The following is a 16051-nucleotide window of genomic DNA, read 5'->3' on the forward strand; positions in this document are numbered from 1 at the left end:
TACTACAAGCCACCGCCCCTCCGGGGTCTGCGCATCCAACAATAAAAAGCAGAGGTGGAACATGGTTTGGCAGCAAATCTACGATCCGTTCAATAACCCGGTACTCTCCACCGTCATGGCCGCCGTGCCGGTCGTGGTGATGCTGGCAGCCCTCGCATTTTTCCATGTCAAGGCCCACCTGGCGGCACTGCTCGCCCTGGCCTCGGCGCTGGTGATCGCGATTTTCGCATTCGGCATGCCCGCCGACATGGCGGGGTCTGCTGCACTCTACGGCGCGGCCAATGGCTTGCTGCCGATTGGCTGGATCGTGTTGAACATCATCTTCCTGCACCGCCTCACCACCGAGAACGGCTCGTTCAAAGTGCTGCAGGATTCCCTGGCGCGGATCACCGACGACCGGCGCCTGCAATTGCTGCTGATCGCCTTCTGCTTCGGCGCTTTCTTCGAGGGCGCGGCCGGCTTCGGTACGCCGGTGGCGGTGACCGGCGCGATTCTGATCGGCCTGGGCTTTTCGCCGCTGGCGGCTTCGGGCCTGGCGCTGATCGCCAACACCGCGCCGGTGGCATTCGGCGCATTGGGCACGCCAATCATCACCCTGGCCAAAGTCACCGGGCTGGATGAAATGGAGCTGTCGATGATGGTCGGGCGGCAATTGCCGTTCTTCTCGGTGATCGTGCCGTTCTGGTTGATCTGGGCCTTTGCCGGGTGGCGCAAGATGCTGGAAATCTGGCCGGCCATCGTGGTCACCGGGGTCAGTTTTGCCATTCCGCAATTTCTTGTTTCCAACTATCACGGGCCGATGCTGGTGGACGTGATCGCCGCATTGATTTCCATGGCCTGCCTGACCGGTTTCCTGAAAGTCTGGAAACCGGCCACCGTACACACGTCCGCCGCCCTCACCGGCCGAGTCGATAACTCGAAGATCGACGCCGAATATGAGTCGAAAATCGAGCCGAGCGCGGCGTTTTCCAGCGAATCGAAAAAGGCTGTAATGCGCGCGTGGATGCCGTGGATCATCCTCACGATATTCGTATTCGCCTGGGGTACCCAGGGCTTCAAGAACATGTTCGACACCCGCCCGGCGATTGATCCGGCCACCAATTCGGCCAAGCTCGACCCGCAGGGCAAGCCGATGCGCGAAGCCAACCCGGTATTCGCTCCGGTCCTGACCTTCACCACCATCCACCAGCAAATCGAAAAAGTGCCACCGGTGGTGCCAGCGCCTAAAGTCGAAGAGGCGGTCTACAAATTCACCTGGTTCACCTCCACCGGCAGCGGGATCCTGCTGGCAGCGATTGTCGGTGGATTGCTGATGGGCTATTCCATCCCGCAATTGATCCACCAATACCTGCGAACCCTGTGGGTGGTGCGCTATTCGTTGATCACCATCACGGCGATGCTTGCCCTGGGTTTCCTCACCCGTTACTCCGGGCTGGATGCCACCATGGGCCTGGCCTTTGCCGCGACGGGAATCTTCTATCCGATGTTCGGCACATTACTCGGCTGGCTCGGCGTGGCGCTGACGGGCTCGGACACCGCGTCCAACGTGCTGTTCGGCGGCTTGCAACGGGTCACCGCCGAGCAACTGGGCCTGAGCCCGGTGTTGATGGCAGCGGCCAACAGTTCCGGTGGGGTGATGGGCAAGATGGTCGATGCGCAGTCGATTGTGGTCGCCTCCACCGCTACCCGATGGTACGGCCATGAAGGGGAAATCCTGCGATACGTGTTCTTCCACTCGATCATCCTGGCGATCCTGGTCGGCGGTTTGGTGACGTTGCAAGCGTATGTGGCGCCATTCAGCAGTATGGTGGTGGGCGGAAATTGAACCGACAGACCGAGGTTTCACTGCGCTGAAGCTCAAGCCCTTGCCCGGGAGGTTCGCCTTCCGGGCTTTTTCTTCGAAGGGCAGTTCTGGAGTACATCGCGAGCAGGCTCGCTCCTACAGGGGCCGGGATTGCGGTGGTACTTGCGTATCTGCGTTTCAGGGCAAAACTTATTGAATGAAAAGCGCTTTACCAGGGACGAAAAGATAGGGACAAACCCAAGGCAAGCAATCCCAGAACAACAAACCGAGTGTCGAGCGCCGATGAACATTCTTTACGATGAACGCGTTGACGGCACCCTGCCCGACGTCGACAAAAACGCACTGCTGCAGGCCCTGCAAACGCAGATGCCCGACCTGGAAATCCTGCACCAGCAGGAAGAACTCAAGCCGTACGAGTGCGATGGGCTTTCCGCCTACCGCACCACACCGATGCTGGTGGTGTTGCCGCGTGAAATCGCGCAGGTTCAAGGGATATTGCGCCTGTGCCATGAGCGCCGGGTGCCGGTGGTGGCTCGGGGTGCCGGGACCGGTTTATCGGGCGGCGCATTGCCGCTGGAAAAAGGCGTGCTACTGGTGATGGCGCGCTTCAATCAGATCCTGCATATCGACGCCGCAGCCCGCACTGCGCGGGTTCAGCCGGGCGTGCGTAACCTGGCGATTTCCCAGGCCGCCGCACCTTATGGCTTGTATTACGCCCCCGATCCCTCCTCGCAAATCGCCTGTTCCATCGGCGGCAATGTCGCGGAAAATGCCGGTGGCGTGCATTGCTTGAAATACGGGCTGACCGTGCACAACCTGCTCAAGGTGGACATCCTCACCGTCGATGGCGAACACCTGACGCTGGGCTCCGACGCCCTAGACTCACCGGGTTTGGATCTGCTCGCACTGTTCACCGGTTCCGAAGGCATGCTCGGGGTCATTACCGAAGTCACGGTCAAGTTGTTGCCCAAGCCGCAATCCGCCAAGGTACTGCTGGCGGCGTTCGATTCCGTGGAAAAAGCCGGCCGTGCCGTCGGCGATATCATCGCTGCCGGGATCATTCCCGGTGGCCTGGAGATGATGGATAACCTGGCTATCCGCGCCGCTGAAGACTTCATCCACGCCGGGTATCCGGTTGAGGCCGAAGCCATTTTGCTGTGCGAACTCGACGGCGTTGAAGCCGATGTGCATGACGACTGCGACCGCGTGCGCCAGGTGCTGGAACAGGCTGGCGCCACCGAAGTGCGCCTGGCCAAAGACGAAGCCGAACGGGTGCGGTTCTGGGCCGGTCGGAAAAACGCCTTTCCGGCGGTCGGTCGCCTGTCACCGGATTATTACTGCATGGACGGCACCATTCCGCGCCGCGAATTGCCCGGCGTGCTCAAGGCCATTGCCGAGCTGTCGGCGGAATACGGTTTGCGCGTCGCCAATGTGTTCCACGCCGGCGACGGCAACATGCACCCGCTGATTCTGTTCGATGCCAATCAGCCCGGTGAACTGGAGCGTGCCGAAACCCTGGGCGGCAAGATTCTGGAGCTGTGCGTGAAGGTCGGCGGCAGCATCACCGGTGAACACGGTGTCGGGCGCGAAAAGATCAATCAGATGTGCGCACAGTTCAACAGCGATGAGCTGACCCTGTTTCACGCGATCAAGGCCGCGTTCGACCCCGGTGGCTTGCTCAACCCCGGCAAGAACATCCCGACCCTGCACCGCTGCGCCGAATTTGGCGCAATGCACGTGCATGCCGGAAAACTGCCGTTCCCTGACCTGGAGCGTTTCTGATGTACGCAAAAGCCGATTTGGACGACAGCGCGCTGCTGTTGGAGCAGGTCAACGAGGCATTGGAAAACGCCACGCCGTTGCGCATCCAGGGCGCCAACAGCAAAGCGTTTCTCGGGCGCATGACGGCCGGCGAAATACTCGACACCCGATCACATCGCGGCATCGTCAGTTACGACCCGACTGAGTTGGTGATCACCGTGCGTTGCGGTACGCCATTGGCCGAACTCAAGCAAGTGCTGGACGCCGCCCAGCAGATGCTGCCCTGTGAGCCGCCAGCCTTTGGCGATGGCGCCACCGTTGGCGGCATGATTGCCTGCGGATTGTCGGGGCCGCGGCGGCCCTGGTCCGGCTCGGTACGCGATTTCGTCCTCGGCACACGGGTGATCACCGGCCAGGGAAAGCATTTGCGTTTCGGTGGCGAAGTGATGAAGAACGTCGCCGGCTACGACCTGTCGCGGCTGATGGCCGGTAGCTACGGAACCCTGGGCTTGATCACTGAAGTCTCGCTCAAGGTTTTGCCCAAACCCCGCCAAGCCTTGAGCATCAGTCTTGAAATGAGCGCTGAGCGCGCGCTGTTGCGCCTGGCAGAATGGGGCCAGCAACCGTTGCCGATCAGTGCCGCGTGTCACGATGGCGAACGCTTGCAGCTGCGGCTCGAGGGCGGTGAAGGCTCGGTGGCGGCGGCCCATGACCGTTTGGGTGGTGAGCTGCTTGAGGCGGCGTACTGGGCGGATCTCAATGAACAGCGCTTGAGTTTCTTCGACGAGGACCAACCGTTGTGGCGCCTGTCCTTGCCCAACAACACGCCGCGCCTGTCGCTGCCCGGCAAGCAGCTCATCGACTGGGGCGGCGCCCAGCGCTGGCTCAAGTCCGACGCCCAGGCAGCATTCATTCGCCAGGTCGTCGAAGAGGTCGGCGGTCACGTGACCTGCTACAGCCACGGCCTCACTGACAGTCCATTTCAGCCACTTCCCGACGGGCTAATGCGCTATCACCGCAACCTCAAGCAGCAACTCGATCCCCGGGGCATTTTCAACCCCGGACGTCTGTACGCGGAGCTTTGAACCATGCAGACCACCCTGAGTGAAAATGCTCGCCAACTGCCCCGCGCCGAAGAAGCCGACAGCATCCTGCGCACCTGTGTGCACTGCGGCTTCTGCAATGCCACTTGCCCTACCTATCAGTTGCTCGGCGATGAACTGGATGGCCCGCGCGGGCGCATTTACCTGATCAAGCAAGTGCTCGAGGGCAACGAGGTCACGCAGAAAACCCAGCAACATCTGGACCGTTGCCTGTCGTGCCGTAACTGCGAAACCACCTGCCCGTCCGGCGTCGACTATCACAACCTGCTGGACATCGGCCGGGCGGTGGTCGATGCGGCAGTGCCGCGCCCGATTGGTCAGCGCCTGTTACGCGAAGGGCTGCGCACGTTGGTGCCGCATGCGGACCTGTTCAAGGGCCTGGTCAACAGCGGCCAGATGTTCCGTGCGCTGCTGCCTGGCACATTGCAAAGCAAATTGCCGCGCAGTTCACCGGCAACCAAAAAACGCCCCACCACCCGCCACGCCAGGCAGGTGTTGATGCTCGAAGGTTGCGTACAACCGGGGCTGTCACCCAATACCAACGTGGCCGCTGCGCGGGTGCTCGATCGGTTGGGCATCAGTGTCATGCCGGCCCGCGAAGCCGGTTGTTGCGGTGCCGTGGATTATCATCTCGACGCCCAGGCGACCGGACTGGATCGTGCTAGGCACAACATCGACGCCTGGTGGCCCAGCATTGAAAGCGGCGCCGAAGCCATCGTGCAAACGGCCAGTGGATGCGGTGCATTTATCAAGGACTACGGGCATTTGCTCGAACGCGACCCGGCCTACGCCGACAAGGCCAAAACCGTCAGTGCTCTGGCCAAGGACCTGGTCGAAGTACTGCGTAATGAGCCACTGGAACAACTCGGCATTCATAACGCCCGACGCGTGGCGTTTCATTGCCCTTGCACGTTGCAGCACGCGCAGAAACTCGGTGGCGCAGTGGAGTCGGTGTTGATGCGCCTGGGCTTCAATCTGACGACCGTGCCCGACGGTCATCTATGCTGTGGCTCGGCGGGCACCTATTCGCTGACCCAGCCGGAACTGGCCCGACAACTGCGTGACAACAAGATGAATGCCCTGGAAAGCGGCTACCCCGAAGTCATCGCCACGGCCAATATCGGCTGCCAGTCGCACCTCGATGGCGCGGGCCGTACACCGGTCCGGCACTGGATCGAACTGGTCGAAGCCGCCCTGTCCCAATAACGCCCCGGAGATTGCCCATGAACAGCAAAGCCATCCTGAGCCAGGCCGAAGTCAGCCAGATCCTGACGGCGGCGCGGACCGAAGCCCAGGCCAACCAGTGGCCGGTGACCATCGTGGTGGTCGATGACGGCGGTCATCCTCTGGCCCTGGAACGCCTCGACGGCGCTTCGCCCATCAGCGCCTATATCGCCACGGAAAAGGCCCGCACTTCGGCGCTGGGTCGGCGGGAATCGAAGGGCTATGAAGAGATGGTCAACGGCGGCCGCACGGCTTTTCTATCGGCGCCACTGCTGACATCGCTGGAGGGCGGCGTGCCAGTCATCGTCGACGGCCAGGTGATCGGCGCGGTGGGCGTGTCGGGCGTCAAGGCCGAGCAGGATGCGCAAGTGGCGAAAGCCGGGGCGCAGTGTTTGAAGTGATCGCGATGCACATTTAACAACCCCCGCAGATCCCTGTGGGAGCGGGCTTGCCCGCGATGACGGCGGCACATCCAACATCCGTTTGCCTGATACACCGCCATCGCGAGCAGGCTCGCTCCTACGGGGGTAGTGTCCAACCCGCCGAAGAGGAAGCACACCGATGACCCGCCTCACCGCGAAAGACTTTGCCCCGCAGTTGCTGGAACTCTACGACTTTTACGCCCATGGCCTGATCAACCGCCGCGAATTTCTCGACCGCGCCGCGTTGTTCACTCTCGGTGGTTTGACTGCCAGTGCGCTGCTCGCGTCCCTGAGCCCGAATTACGCGCTCGCCGAGCAAGTCGAGTTCACCGACCCGGACATCATCGCTGAATACATCACCTACCCGTCGCCCAAGGGTCACGGGCAGGTACGTGGTTATCTGGTGCGCCCGGCCAAAGCCACCGGCAAGGTCGCGGGTGTAGTGGTCGTGCATGAAAACCGTGGGCTCAACCCGTACATTGAAGACGTCGCCCGGCGTGTGGCCAAGGCCGGTTTCATCGCCCTCGCTCCGGATGGCCTGAGTTCGGTGGGGGGCTATCCGGGCAATGACGACAAGGGTCGCGCGCTACAGGAAAAGGTCGACCCGAAAAAGCTCATGAATGACTTTTTCGCGGCCGTGGAATGGATGATGAAACATGAAGCCGGCAACGGCAAAGTCGGCATCACCGGGTTCTGTTACGGCGGTGGCGTGACCAATGCGGCGGCGGTGGCTTACCCGGAACTGGGCGCCGCCGTTTCGTTTTATGGCCGCCAACCCGATGCCAAGGATGTGCCCCGGATCAAGGCGCCGGTGATGCTGCACTTTGGCGAACTGGATACGCGAATCAATGAAGGCTGGCCGGCTTATGAGCAGGCACTGAAGGCCAACGGCAAGACGTATGAAGCGTATATCTACCCGGGCGCCAATCACGGTTTCCACAACGACTCCACACCGCGTTATGACGAAGCGGCGGCGAAACTGGCGTGGGATCGGACGTTGGAGTGGTTTCGCAAGTATCTGGTTTGACGGGCCGGCAGGACCGGCCCAATCGCGAGCAGGCTCGCTCCTACAGATGATCGAATGTGGGAGCAAGCCTGCTCGCGTTGGCGGTGTCACTGCCGCTGATTACTTGGGCTGCGCCACGGTGCGCAGATAAGGCTTCAAAGTCTTGAACCCATCCGGATACTTCTTCTTCGCGTCCTCATCGGACACCGACGTCGGAATGATCACGTCCTCACCCGGACGCCAGTTCACCGGCGTAGCCACGGTGTGCTTGGCATTGAGTTGCAGCGAATCGAGCAGGCGCAGCACTTCATCGAAGTTACGCCCGGCACTCATCGGGTAGATCAGCATGGCCTTGACCTTCTTGTCCGGCCCGACCAGGAACACCGAGCGCACGGTGGCGTTGTCCACAGCGGTGCGCGAGCCGCCGCTGGCGTTCGGATGGATCATGTCATAGAGCTTGGCCACCACCAGGTTTTCGTCGCCGATCAACGGATAATTGACGGCGTTGCCCTGGGTTTCTTCAATGTCACCGACCCACTTGTTGTGATCACTGACCGGGTCGATGCTCAGCCCGAGGATCTTGGTGTTGCGCTTGTCGAACTCCGGCTTGAGCTTGGCCAGATAGCCCAGTTCAGTGGTGCAGACCGGTGTGAAATCCTTGGGATGGGAAAACAGAATGGCCCAGCCATCACCAATCCACTGGTGAAAATTGATAGGGCCTTCGGTGGTGTCGGCGGTGAAATCCGGTGCTTCATCGCCAATGCGAATGGTCATGATCGATCTCCTTAAAGTGAGTTTCAGGGATGCTGTCAGAGCACGCGCAACAGCATTCGTGCATGGCTGTCGAGCCAGTCAACGCGACTGAGTATAGGAGACGAATGATGACAGGCTGCAAGCCCACGCTCAGCCACCCAGCGCGATGATCGCCGCGATCAGCGCTGCACCAACAACCGCCATCGCCACCCCGCCCTGCCAAGGCTTGGCGCCGGCGTATCGCGCCAGTATCCAGCCAGCCACGAACAGCACCACCAGCCCGATCAGGTTGGACAAACGCACCGCCAGCCCCGTCTGCTCAAGCAGCAGGAACGGCACCACCAGCGGAAACGTCGCGAGCACCACCAACAGGAAAACACCCAGCGCCCCCTTGAAATCCTCCAGCCTCAGGACTGGATAATTCGGCGTGGCCGGCGATGCGACCAGGCGCTGGCGCAACACTTCCAGGCCTTCGGTGCCAGCCGCCGTGGCGATACGCGGTGGCAACGCATCGGCAATCAGTGCCTGGCCGGCGCTTGCGTCCACGCCCGCGCGCAAACCGGCAAACAGTGTGCGGTTGCGCGTGCGTTCGATCACCGTGCGCAACAGATACATCACCGCGTCCGCCAACCCCCAGGCCAGGTTGCAGCCGAGCGCGGCAATCATCATGGTGCGCTCCTCTTCCTGATTGGCGGTCGCAACACTGATAGTGCCTGTGAAAGTCATGGCCATCAGCAAGCCAAAAATCACTTCCGTGACCCGATCGACAGGATCGAGCACGCGTGTACGCAGCTGTTCGCGGTTGTCTTGCATAGGCACGGCCTTACGGCCCGCAGGCGAGCCGTCGTGTTTAAGGGAGGTTAAATCCGAATGCTTCACTCAGTGTAGTCAGGAACGTGCCTGCTGCTGATCGAGCGAGCCCTCGTCAATCCACCATGGCGATCAATTGATGCCGTTGCGCATCGGTGAGCATCGGCCCGAAACCGGCACCGGCGTTTTCAGCCATGTAGCGCGGGTTACCGGTGCCGGGAATGACGCAGGTCACCGCCGAATGCGACAACAAAAACTTGAGCGCCAGTTGCGGCCAGCTCTTGACCCCGACTTGAGCCGCCCAGCCCGGTAGCGGTTTGTCCTTGAGTCGCCCCAACAAGCCACCGCCGCCGAACGGCCGGTTGCAAATCACCGCTACACCGCGCTCGCGACACAGCGGCAGGATGCGTTTTTCGACACCGCGATCATCCAGCGCATAGTTGATCTGCAAGAAATCCAGCGGCTCGGCCTTGAGCACCGCTTCCACTTCCTCATACGCCGATGCGGTGTAATGGGTGATACCGATGTAACGAATGCGCCCCTCTTCCTTCCATCGGCGCAATGTTGGCAGATGGGTTTGCCAGTCGAGCAGGTTGTGGATCTGCATCAGGTCGATACGATCGGTCTGCAACAACTTGAACGACTGCTCCATCTGCGCGATGCCCTCTTCGCGGCCCCGGGTCCAGACCTTGGTTGCCAGGAACGCTGGTGAGCGGGGCTCGTGGATGGACAACAGTTCACCGGTGGTCTGTTCGGCACGGCCGTACATTGGCGAGCTGTCGATCACCGTCCCGCCCTTCTCGAACAATGCGCGAAGCACCGCAGGCAGTTGCTTGTAGGCGGCATCGTCCGGGGCCACGTCAAAACCGCGATAGGTGCCCAGGCCGACAATGGGCAACGACTCTTTGCTGGAAGGAATGACGCGGGTCTGCATGTTCTTGCCTCCTGTTCCCGTCGACGGCGGGGTTTGTGCGCCGGTCGGACCGAACGTGAAGACCGCCGAAACACCGGCAGCCAGCGTAAGAATTTTTCTACGGGTGTACCCCACAGGATGGCTCATAAATCGTCCCTCGCCCGCCAATCAGGTTTCGACTTGTTGCGCCTGGCGCCGCGCCAGCCACAGACATAACCCGCCCCACACCCCGGCGAATGGCACGATCACCAGCGCCACCAGGCCGAACCCTGCGCCCAACGCCGTCAAACCGGCGGACAACCAGCCACTGGCGGCGTCGCCGCCGCGATAGACCAGGGTCTCGATGACATTCTTGGCCTTGTACTTCTCTTCGCGGCTGACCACTGTCCACAATACCTCCCGCGCCGGTCGCACGAGGGCGAACTCCACAGCCCGGCGCAAGCCTTGGGCCAGTGCCACGGTGGCCGGCACCGGTGCCAGTGCCATGGCGGCAAAGGCCACGATGGTCGCCAACGGCATTGCCAGCAGCGCACCGCCGATCCCCACCAGGCGGATCAAGGGTGCGGTCAGCAGCAGTTGCAACGTCAGGGTCAGTGCCGACACGATCAAATCGACAATGGCGAAGAATTGCGTCCGGCTGCCTGTATCAGCGTAGCTGTCAGCGACAATCCGTCCCTGCTCGAAATACAACAGGGTCGCGGCGCTGGTGTGCAGCAGCATGAACAGCACCAGCCCCAACAAGTACGGGGACCGCAGGATCAGGGTGATGCCGGCGAGCATGTTGCCGCCCATGCGCCGTTCGTCGAGTAACGGCTTGCCCGATTGCGACTGCGTGCGCGCCAGCAGCCCTCGATAGCAATGCACGGCGATCTCCAGCAACAGTGCCGCCGCAACGGTCAATGCCACCGGGCCAAGCCGGGTGGCCATGGTCGCCGCGAGCAGCGGCCCGATAAACGTGCCGAGGGTGCCACCGGCGGCGATGCAACCGAACAGCCGCCGGCCCTGTTCACTGGTAAAACGGTCGACCAGCACACTCCAGAAAATCGAGACGATGAACAGGTTGTAGATACTGATCCAGACAAAGAACACCCGCCCGACCGTCACTGGCGCGACGTGGTTGGCGATCAGCAGGCCGAACACCAGCATCGAGGCGGCAATGACGCGGTAGATCAACGGGACGAAGCGCGTGGCCGGCAGACGCGACGCCAGCGCGCCGAACACCGGCACCATCAGCAGCATCACCACAAACGTGGCGGTGAACAGCCACTGCAATTGATCGGCGCCGCCCTCCAGCCCAAGCGCATCGCGCAACGGTCGCACCAGGTAATAGCTGGCGAGCACGCAAAAATGAAAAGCAAAACCCAGGGCCAGGGCCGCTCTTTCCGAAGGCAACACATTGAGCCACTTGAGACCGATGGGCATCGGTGCCCTCCTTCACCGCCAGCTACACTCTGACAGCACCCCGGAGCCGTCAATGCCGCCCACTAACGTTAGTCGAATGTCCCGAACCCTGGTGTTACTCGTTGTCATCCTTGCCGCAGCGTATCTGTCGCTTTGCGCAGCGCTGTACGTGTTTCAGCGCTCGCTGATCTACTACCCGCAACCCCGCGCCGCTGGTTCAGCGCAAGCATTGCTCACGCTGCCCGTCGATGACGCGCAGGTGCTGGTTTCGGTGCGTTCGCACGACGGCCCCAAGGCGCTGATTTATTTCGGTGGCAATGCCGAAGACGTTTCCCGCAGCCTGCCCGGCTTCGCCGAGGCCTTCCCGGACCATGCACTGTACTTCATGCATTACCGAGGCTACGGCGGCAGCAGTGGATCGCCCTCCGAGGAGGCCATTGCCCGCGACGCCATGACCTTGTTCGACAAGGTCTATGCCGATCATCCGCACATCATCGTGGTCGGCCGCAGCCTGGGGTCAGGCGTCGCGGTGCGATTGGCCAGTTCTCGACCGGCCACCCGCCTGCTGCTGGTCACGCCTTACAACAGCCTCGAAGAGCTCGCCGCCCGTCAGTTCCGATGGTTCCCGGTGCGGTGGCTGTTGCAGGACAAATTCGAATCCTGGCGCTATGCATCACACATCGCAGTGCCGACGCGGCTGATTGCCGCCGAACATGACGAAGTGATTCCAAATTCCAGCACGCAACGGCTGTACAGCCACTTCGCCAAGGGCGTGGCATCGATGCAGATCATCAAGGGGGCGGGGCACAATTCGATCAGCGACAGCCCTGAGTACTTCAAGGCGCTGGGGGATGGGTTATAGCGCGATTCCTGCAGGAACCGGTTTGCTGGCGATGAGGCCGGCACATCCAAAATCTCCCGCGCCTGACACACCGTCATCGCGAGCAGGCTCACTCCTACAAGGGATCTACGGCGTGCATATACCTCGCGTACGACACCAATCAACGGTAGGAGCCAGCCTGCTGGCGATGAGGCCGGCCCATCCACCATCTCACCCGACTGACACACCGACAGGCAATGGACCGCCATCCTCAAGTACGTCCGTCGGACACAAACCGTCTCCAACCAATAAGCCCGTCCGTCCCGTGAACCTTGTTTCACGGCGCCAGTCTTAGACCGGCGATTGCACTTCCTCCTTAACGTCGTCACCTCATCCGAGCTGTCCGCACCATGCGCCAAACCGCCTCCGCCTTGCGCTTCACTTCGCTGTGTCTGGTTACTTTACTGCCCTTGATCGCCCCTCCCGCCCACGCCGGCGCGGAGCGACAACTGGTGGAAGCCATCAACGATTACCGTGCCCATCCGCGAGACTGCTCGCGGCGACCGGCCCAGCGCTTGTCGCCGCTGGCCCTGAAGTCAAACCTGGCATTGCCGGTGGGTTACGGTGGCGGTTTACGCGATCGATTGAAGGCATCCGGCTACCAGGCTGTCGCCGTGCGCTCCATCCGCGTGGTGGGTGCGCAGGATGCCGAAGAGGCCTTTGAACTGCTGCAGGATGATCACTGCGCCGCACTGCTCGATAGCCAGTACGCTGACATCGGTGTGAGCCGCAGTCGGGGTGAGTGGCAAGTGGTGTTGGCCCGTCCCGTTCTCGACAGTCAAATGGCCGATCCGCGAGCCGTCAGCAAAGCTTTGCTGGCGCAAGTGAATGCCGCCCGGGCCAAACCACGGCTGTGCGGTCGCCAGCGTTTCGCCGCGGCCCGTCCGTTGTCCTGGGATGCAAGTCTCGGGGCCGCCGCGCAAGGCCACAGTAAAGCGATGGCCTACGGTAACTACTTCGCCCACCGCGACCCCGATGGCGACACCCCCGCCGACCGGGCGCGCGCCGCCGGTTACCGTGGTCGGCAGATCGGCGAAAACATTGCAGCCGGCCAAGGCTCGGCGAACAAGGCAATGGCCGGATGGCTCGCCAGCCCCGGGCATTGCGCCAACCTGATGAACCCGATGTTCACTCAAGTGGGTGCGGGCTTTGCGACGGACGCACGCAGCGATGAAGGGGTCTACTGGACGATGCTGTTCGGGGCGAAATGATCGGCTCGCTGTGATTGCCGATCATTCATCGAGCCGTTACTTCACCAACCGGGTTTCCTTGGACGGTCGATAGCCGAAATAGGCGCTGTAGCATTTGCTGAAGTGGCTCGGTGAAACGAAGCCACAGGCGACGGAGACTTCGACGATGGTCAAGGTCGTGTGCTGCAGCAACCGGCGTGCCTCAGTGATGCGCAAGTCCATGTAATAGCGCTGCGGTGTCGTACCCAACTGCTCTTTGAACAGTCGCTCGATCTGCCGTCGGGAACGACCGGCATACAGACAAAGCGTCTCCATCTCCAAAGGCTCTTCCAGGTTGGCATCCATCAGGTTGACCACCTCGCGCAGCGGGCCGCTGACAGAGACATTGAGGCTGGGTTTGATGCGTCGATAGCGCGACGCTTCAAATGCCAGTATGTCTTCAATACCGTCGGTCAGCGCCTTGTCGTGCAAACCTCTGATCCATTCCAGCGCCATGTAGAACGCACCGTTGGGACTGGACGCCGTCAGACGATCGCGGTCCACCACATACGCTTCGCTGGTGACCTGGGTGAGTTTGGCGATTTCCGCCAGCGCGGGACGATGCTCCGGGTGGATCGCGCAGCGATAACCGTCCAGCAAACCGGCTCGACCGAGAAACCAGGCGCCATTCCAGATCCCTGCCAGCTTCACGCCTGCTTCGGCGGCCCCTTGCAAAAGACTGACCAGCACGTCGTCAGCCTGGAGCGCCGTTCGATACCCGCCACAAATCACCAACAGATCGAGCTGCATAATCTGCCCATGATCGAGGCGCGCATCCGGGCGGATCACCAACCCCAAATCGCTGATCACTTCACCTTCGCGCAAACCGAAAGTCTTGGTGGAAAACAGCTCTGGCCGCAGCAGGTTCGCAGTGACAATCGTATCGAGTGCCTGGGTAAATGCCGGCAACGAGAAATGCTCCAGCAGCAAAAAACCTGCCCGGGCGCGAATTGACTGGCCTTCCTGTTCATTGAGGTAGCGAAGGTTCTTGCCCTTCATCGCACCGCTGAACTGACGTCGCTCTACCAACGCCCGCCTCGCTTCGTCGTGTGGTCGTACATGTGATTAAGCGCCTTGATGTCTATCACTCCTGCTCCGCAGCAAAAACCGCACAGTTGCGCCTGCGCGGTGCGTGCATTGTTTACGCCAGTTGAAACCAGCGAGCAAGTGGGAGGGTTCATCGGAAGAAATTTTGTTGGGGTTGATCAGGCAATCACAGAAATCCGAGGGTTTTCAATGAGGACATGGAGGATTGCAGGAAGCGGCTGAAGATGGGGGGATTTGGGAAGTCAGAAAATGGCTATCGCAAGGCGATTGCGATAGCGCGTCGCACGCGCTGCCAAGACCTTCATCAACTGCCCCAGCCAGCAGCAGAGTCACCCGGAGCCAGCAACAGATGAACATGGTTGGTCATCAAACAGTAGGCGTAGACCTTTACGCCCCATGCATCTTTGAGTTCACGTAAATCCGTCAGGTAGCGCTGATAATCCTCGGCGACAGCAAATACCACCTGGCGATTATGACCGCGTTGCACAACGTGGTGCGGGTAGTTGGGTAATACGAGGCGTCCCATTCTGTGCACTTTTTACTTCTCCTTCCATGGAGGTTTTCAGCGTAGCAAAGGAGAAAAAATAAATCTGTCCCTGTCCCCTTTTTGAAAGCGAAGGATCAAGAGGCTTAAAAAATAAACATTGGTCCTCATGCGGCAATTCAAGTGAGAGCTTCTTTCATTTTATTTTTTTCTTTTTTTCTTAACGTCTTCAATTTTTGACAAACCCCAAACTCCTGCTCCGCCCCAAGCGCCATAGACAAGAGCAAACCGTAACGAAACTAGAAAATCATCCCCGTCAAATGTCCAAGCACCACTTTTGTAGTAATTTATTGCTGCACCAATAAGACTTCCGCATAGCCCTGCGACATAAAATAACGCAGTGGCATATACAATCAACAGCAAGAACAAATGCAACCCAACTTTTTTTGGCTTCATTATTTATCACCCAGCGACTGGACTTCGCCCCCCTATTACTTCTGAAATTCCTGCTCCTGCCATATTTCCAAATACCTGAGCTGCACTATCGCCTACAAAAGGCTTTAATTGTTCCGATATAAAGAAAAAAGGGGACAGATTTATTTTCCTAGTCCGCTCCTTGGTCGGCCTCGCCCACGCTGCTCTACCCGCTGCCCCACAATCCGCTCCACCTCGTCCACAAAACGGCTTGTCCCCGTCAGTTGACCACGCTGCAAGGCGTCCCGAATCAATCTGGTCTCCTCATCGGAAGTAGCTTGCTGCATGAACCGCTCATATTGAAGGCGCCGCTCCATCGCCGTGTCACCCAAAGCCGTAAAGCATGGGTCGAAATCCAGCCAATGCTCATCAGGCCTGTCACTGATTCGGGCTCCATAGCTGGACCATGGGTAATCCGCCGCATCGGCCACCATGCGAGCACGTACTGGATTTAATTCAATGTAACGACAACAAGCAAGCAGGTAGGAATCTGACTGCACCACACTGGATTTGTACCGACTCTCCCACAGAGTGCCTGTACGCCCTTCCAGTCGATTGCGATAGCGCGTCGCACGCGCTGCCAAGACCTTCATCAACTGCCCCAGTCCAGCAGCAGAGTCACCCGGAGCCAGCAACAGATGAACATGGTTGGTCATCAAACAGTAGGCGTAGACCTTTACGCCCCATGCATCTTTGAGTTCACGTAAATCCGTCAGGTAGCGCTGATAATCCTCGGCGAC

The 16051-nt window shown here is 60.3% G+C and carries 15 protein-coding genes and 1 pseudogene; 8 read left to right on the plus strand and 8 right to left on the minus strand.

What is annotated here, in order from left to right; translation table 11 throughout:
- Positions 1 to 61: 61 nt before the first annotated feature.
- From D8V06_RS05875 to yghX, 6 genes are all read left to right on the plus strand, one after another.
- Positions 62 to 1825, plus strand: coding sequence for an L-lactate permease (locus D8V06_RS05875; RefSeq protein ID WP_130930603.1), 1764 nt, complete (start codon positions 62 to 64; stop codon positions 1823 to 1825).
- Positions 1826 to 2086: 261 nt separating this feature from the next.
- Positions 2087 to 3586, plus strand: a complete 1500-nt coding sequence (glcD, locus tag D8V06_RS05880) for a glycolate oxidase subunit GlcD (protein WP_056853422.1) — start codon at positions 2087 to 2089, stop codon at positions 3584 to 3586.
- A complete protein-coding gene (gene glcE, locus D8V06_RS05885; RefSeq protein ID WP_130930604.1) occupies positions 3586 to 4650 on the plus strand; it encodes a glycolate oxidase subunit GlcE in 1065 nt (354 codons plus the stop codon). The genes glcD and glcE overlap by 1 nt, the downstream gene beginning before the upstream one ends.
- Before the next feature lie 3 nt (positions 4651 to 4653).
- On the plus strand, positions 4654 to 5874 hold the full coding sequence (gene glcF, locus D8V06_RS05890; RefSeq protein WP_130904721.1) for a glycolate oxidase subunit GlcF: 1221 nt from the start codon (positions 4654 to 4656) through the stop codon (positions 5872 to 5874).
- A gap of 17 nt (positions 5875 to 5891) precedes the next feature.
- Positions 5892 to 6293, plus strand: a complete 402-nt coding sequence (locus D8V06_RS05895) for a heme-binding protein (RefSeq protein ID WP_130904720.1) — start codon at positions 5892 to 5894, stop codon at positions 6291 to 6293.
- Positions 6294 to 6453: 160 nt separating this feature from the next.
- A complete protein-coding gene (gene yghX, locus D8V06_RS05900) occupies positions 6454 to 7341 on the plus strand; it encodes a YghX family hydrolase (protein WP_130930605.1) in 888 nt (295 codons plus the stop codon).
- Positions 7342 to 7440: 99 nt separating this feature from the next.
- On the opposite strand, the gene D8V06_RS05905 is transcribed toward yghX, so the two are convergent.
- From D8V06_RS05905 to D8V06_RS05920, 4 genes are all read right to left on the minus strand, one after another.
- Complete coding sequence (locus tag D8V06_RS05905; protein WP_056853417.1) at positions 7441 to 8094, minus strand: peroxiredoxin; 654 nt, start codon at positions 8092 to 8094, stop codon at positions 7441 to 7443.
- A 129-nt stretch (positions 8095 to 8223) separates the two neighbouring features.
- Positions 8224 to 8886 (minus strand): hypothetical protein, encoded by a 663-nt coding sequence (locus tag D8V06_RS05910; protein WP_130930606.1) that lies wholly within the window; start codon positions 8884 to 8886, stop codon positions 8224 to 8226.
- A gap of 112 nt (positions 8887 to 8998) precedes the next feature.
- Positions 8999 to 9943 carry an aldo/keto reductase gene (locus D8V06_RS05915; protein WP_130930607.1) on the minus strand — a complete coding sequence of 315 codons (945 nt, stop codon included), beginning with the start codon at positions 9941 to 9943 and terminating at the stop codon, positions 8999 to 9001.
- 21 nt (positions 9944 to 9964) lie between these two features.
- Entirely contained in the window at positions 9965 to 11218 is a 1254-nt protein-coding gene (locus D8V06_RS05920) for an MFS transporter (RefSeq protein ID WP_130930608.1), read from the minus strand.
- 52 nt (positions 11219 to 11270) lie between these two features.
- Here D8V06_RS05920 and D8V06_RS05925 point away from each other — a divergent pair, with 52 nt between their 5' ends.
- Together D8V06_RS05925 and D8V06_RS05930 are read left to right on the plus strand one after the other, a co-directional pair.
- Positions 11271 to 12059 carry an alpha/beta hydrolase gene (locus D8V06_RS05925; RefSeq protein ID WP_130907160.1) on the plus strand — a complete coding sequence of 263 codons (789 nt, stop codon included), beginning with the start codon at positions 11271 to 11273 and terminating at the stop codon, positions 12057 to 12059.
- A gap of 368 nt (positions 12060 to 12427) precedes the next feature.
- Positions 12428 to 13288: a CAP domain-containing protein gene (locus D8V06_RS05930; protein WP_056853412.1), complete on the plus strand. Its 861-nt coding sequence runs from the start codon at positions 12428 to 12430 to the stop codon at positions 13286 to 13288.
- 36 nt (positions 13289 to 13324) lie between these two features.
- On the opposite strand, the gene D8V06_RS05935 is transcribed toward D8V06_RS05930, so the two are convergent.
- The 4 genes and pseudogenes from D8V06_RS05935 to D8V06_RS05950 form a co-directional block, all read right to left on the minus strand.
- Positions 13325 to 14335, minus strand: coding sequence for a GlxA family transcriptional regulator (locus D8V06_RS05935; RefSeq protein WP_130930609.1), 1011 nt, complete (start codon positions 14333 to 14335; stop codon positions 13325 to 13327).
- A gap of 278 nt (positions 14336 to 14613) precedes the next feature.
- Positions 14614 to 14888, minus strand: a pseudogene (locus tag D8V06_RS05940) (transposase); the annotation flags it as partial.
- Between the two features lie 150 nt (positions 14889 to 15038).
- Positions 15039 to 15293: a hypothetical protein gene (locus tag D8V06_RS05945; protein ID WP_130904713.1), complete on the minus strand. Its 255-nt coding sequence runs from the start codon at positions 15291 to 15293 to the stop codon at positions 15039 to 15041.
- A gap of 140 nt (positions 15294 to 15433) precedes the next feature.
- The coding region (locus D8V06_RS05950; RefSeq protein ID WP_241667782.1) for a transposase at positions 15434 to 16051 on the minus strand (618 nt) is incomplete at its 5' end.

Source organism: Pseudomonas sp. Sample_24, from assembly GCF_004307605.1.
In the GTDB taxonomy this organism is placed as follows: Bacteria; Pseudomonadota; Gammaproteobacteria; order Pseudomonadales; family Pseudomonadaceae; genus Aquipseudomonas.

Bases quoted from the DNA above. Each gene is read 5' to 3' on its own strand.
- D8V06_RS05915 (WP_130930607.1), bottom strand. From the start codon at position 9,943: ATGAGCCATCCTGTGGGGTACACCCGTAGAAAAATTCTTACGCTGGCT.
- glcD (WP_056853422.1), top strand. From the start codon at position 2,087: ATGAACATTCTTTACGATGAACGCGTTGACGGCACCCTGCCCGACGTC.
- glcE (WP_130930604.1), top strand. From the start codon at position 3,586: ATGTACGCAAAAGCCGATTTGGACGACAGCGCGCTGCTGTTGGAGCAG.
- D8V06_RS05895 (WP_130904720.1), top strand. From the start codon at position 5,892: ATGAACAGCAAAGCCATCCTGAGCCAGGCCGAAGTCAGCCAGATCCTG.
- D8V06_RS05945 (WP_130904713.1), bottom strand. From the start codon at position 15,293: ATGAAGCCAAAAAAAGTTGGGTTGCATTTGTTCTTGCTGTTGATTGTA.
- D8V06_RS05875 (WP_130930603.1), top strand. From the start codon at position 62: ATGGTTTGGCAGCAAATCTACGATCCGTTCAATAACCCGGTACTCTCC.
- D8V06_RS05930 (WP_056853412.1), top strand. From the start codon at position 12,428: ATGCGCCAAACCGCCTCCGCCTTGCGCTTCACTTCGCTGTGTCTGGTT.
- D8V06_RS05925 (WP_130907160.1), top strand. From the start codon at position 11,271: ATGCCGCCCACTAACGTTAGTCGAATGTCCCGAACCCTGGTGTTACTC.
- D8V06_RS05905 (WP_056853417.1), bottom strand. From the start codon at position 8,094: ATGACCATTCGCATTGGCGATGAAGCACCGGATTTCACCGCCGACACC.
- D8V06_RS05910 (WP_130930606.1), bottom strand. From the start codon at position 8,886: ATGCAAGACAACCGCGAACAGCTGCGTACACGCGTGCTCGATCCTGTC.
- glcF (WP_130904721.1), top strand. From the start codon at position 4,654: ATGCAGACCACCCTGAGTGAAAATGCTCGCCAACTGCCCCGCGCCGAA.
- yghX (WP_130930605.1), top strand. From the start codon at position 6,454: ATGACCCGCCTCACCGCGAAAGACTTTGCCCCGCAGTTGCTGGAACTC.
- D8V06_RS05920 (WP_130930608.1), bottom strand. From the start codon at position 11,218: ATGCCCATCGGTCTCAAGTGGCTCAATGTGTTGCCTTCGGAAAGAGCG.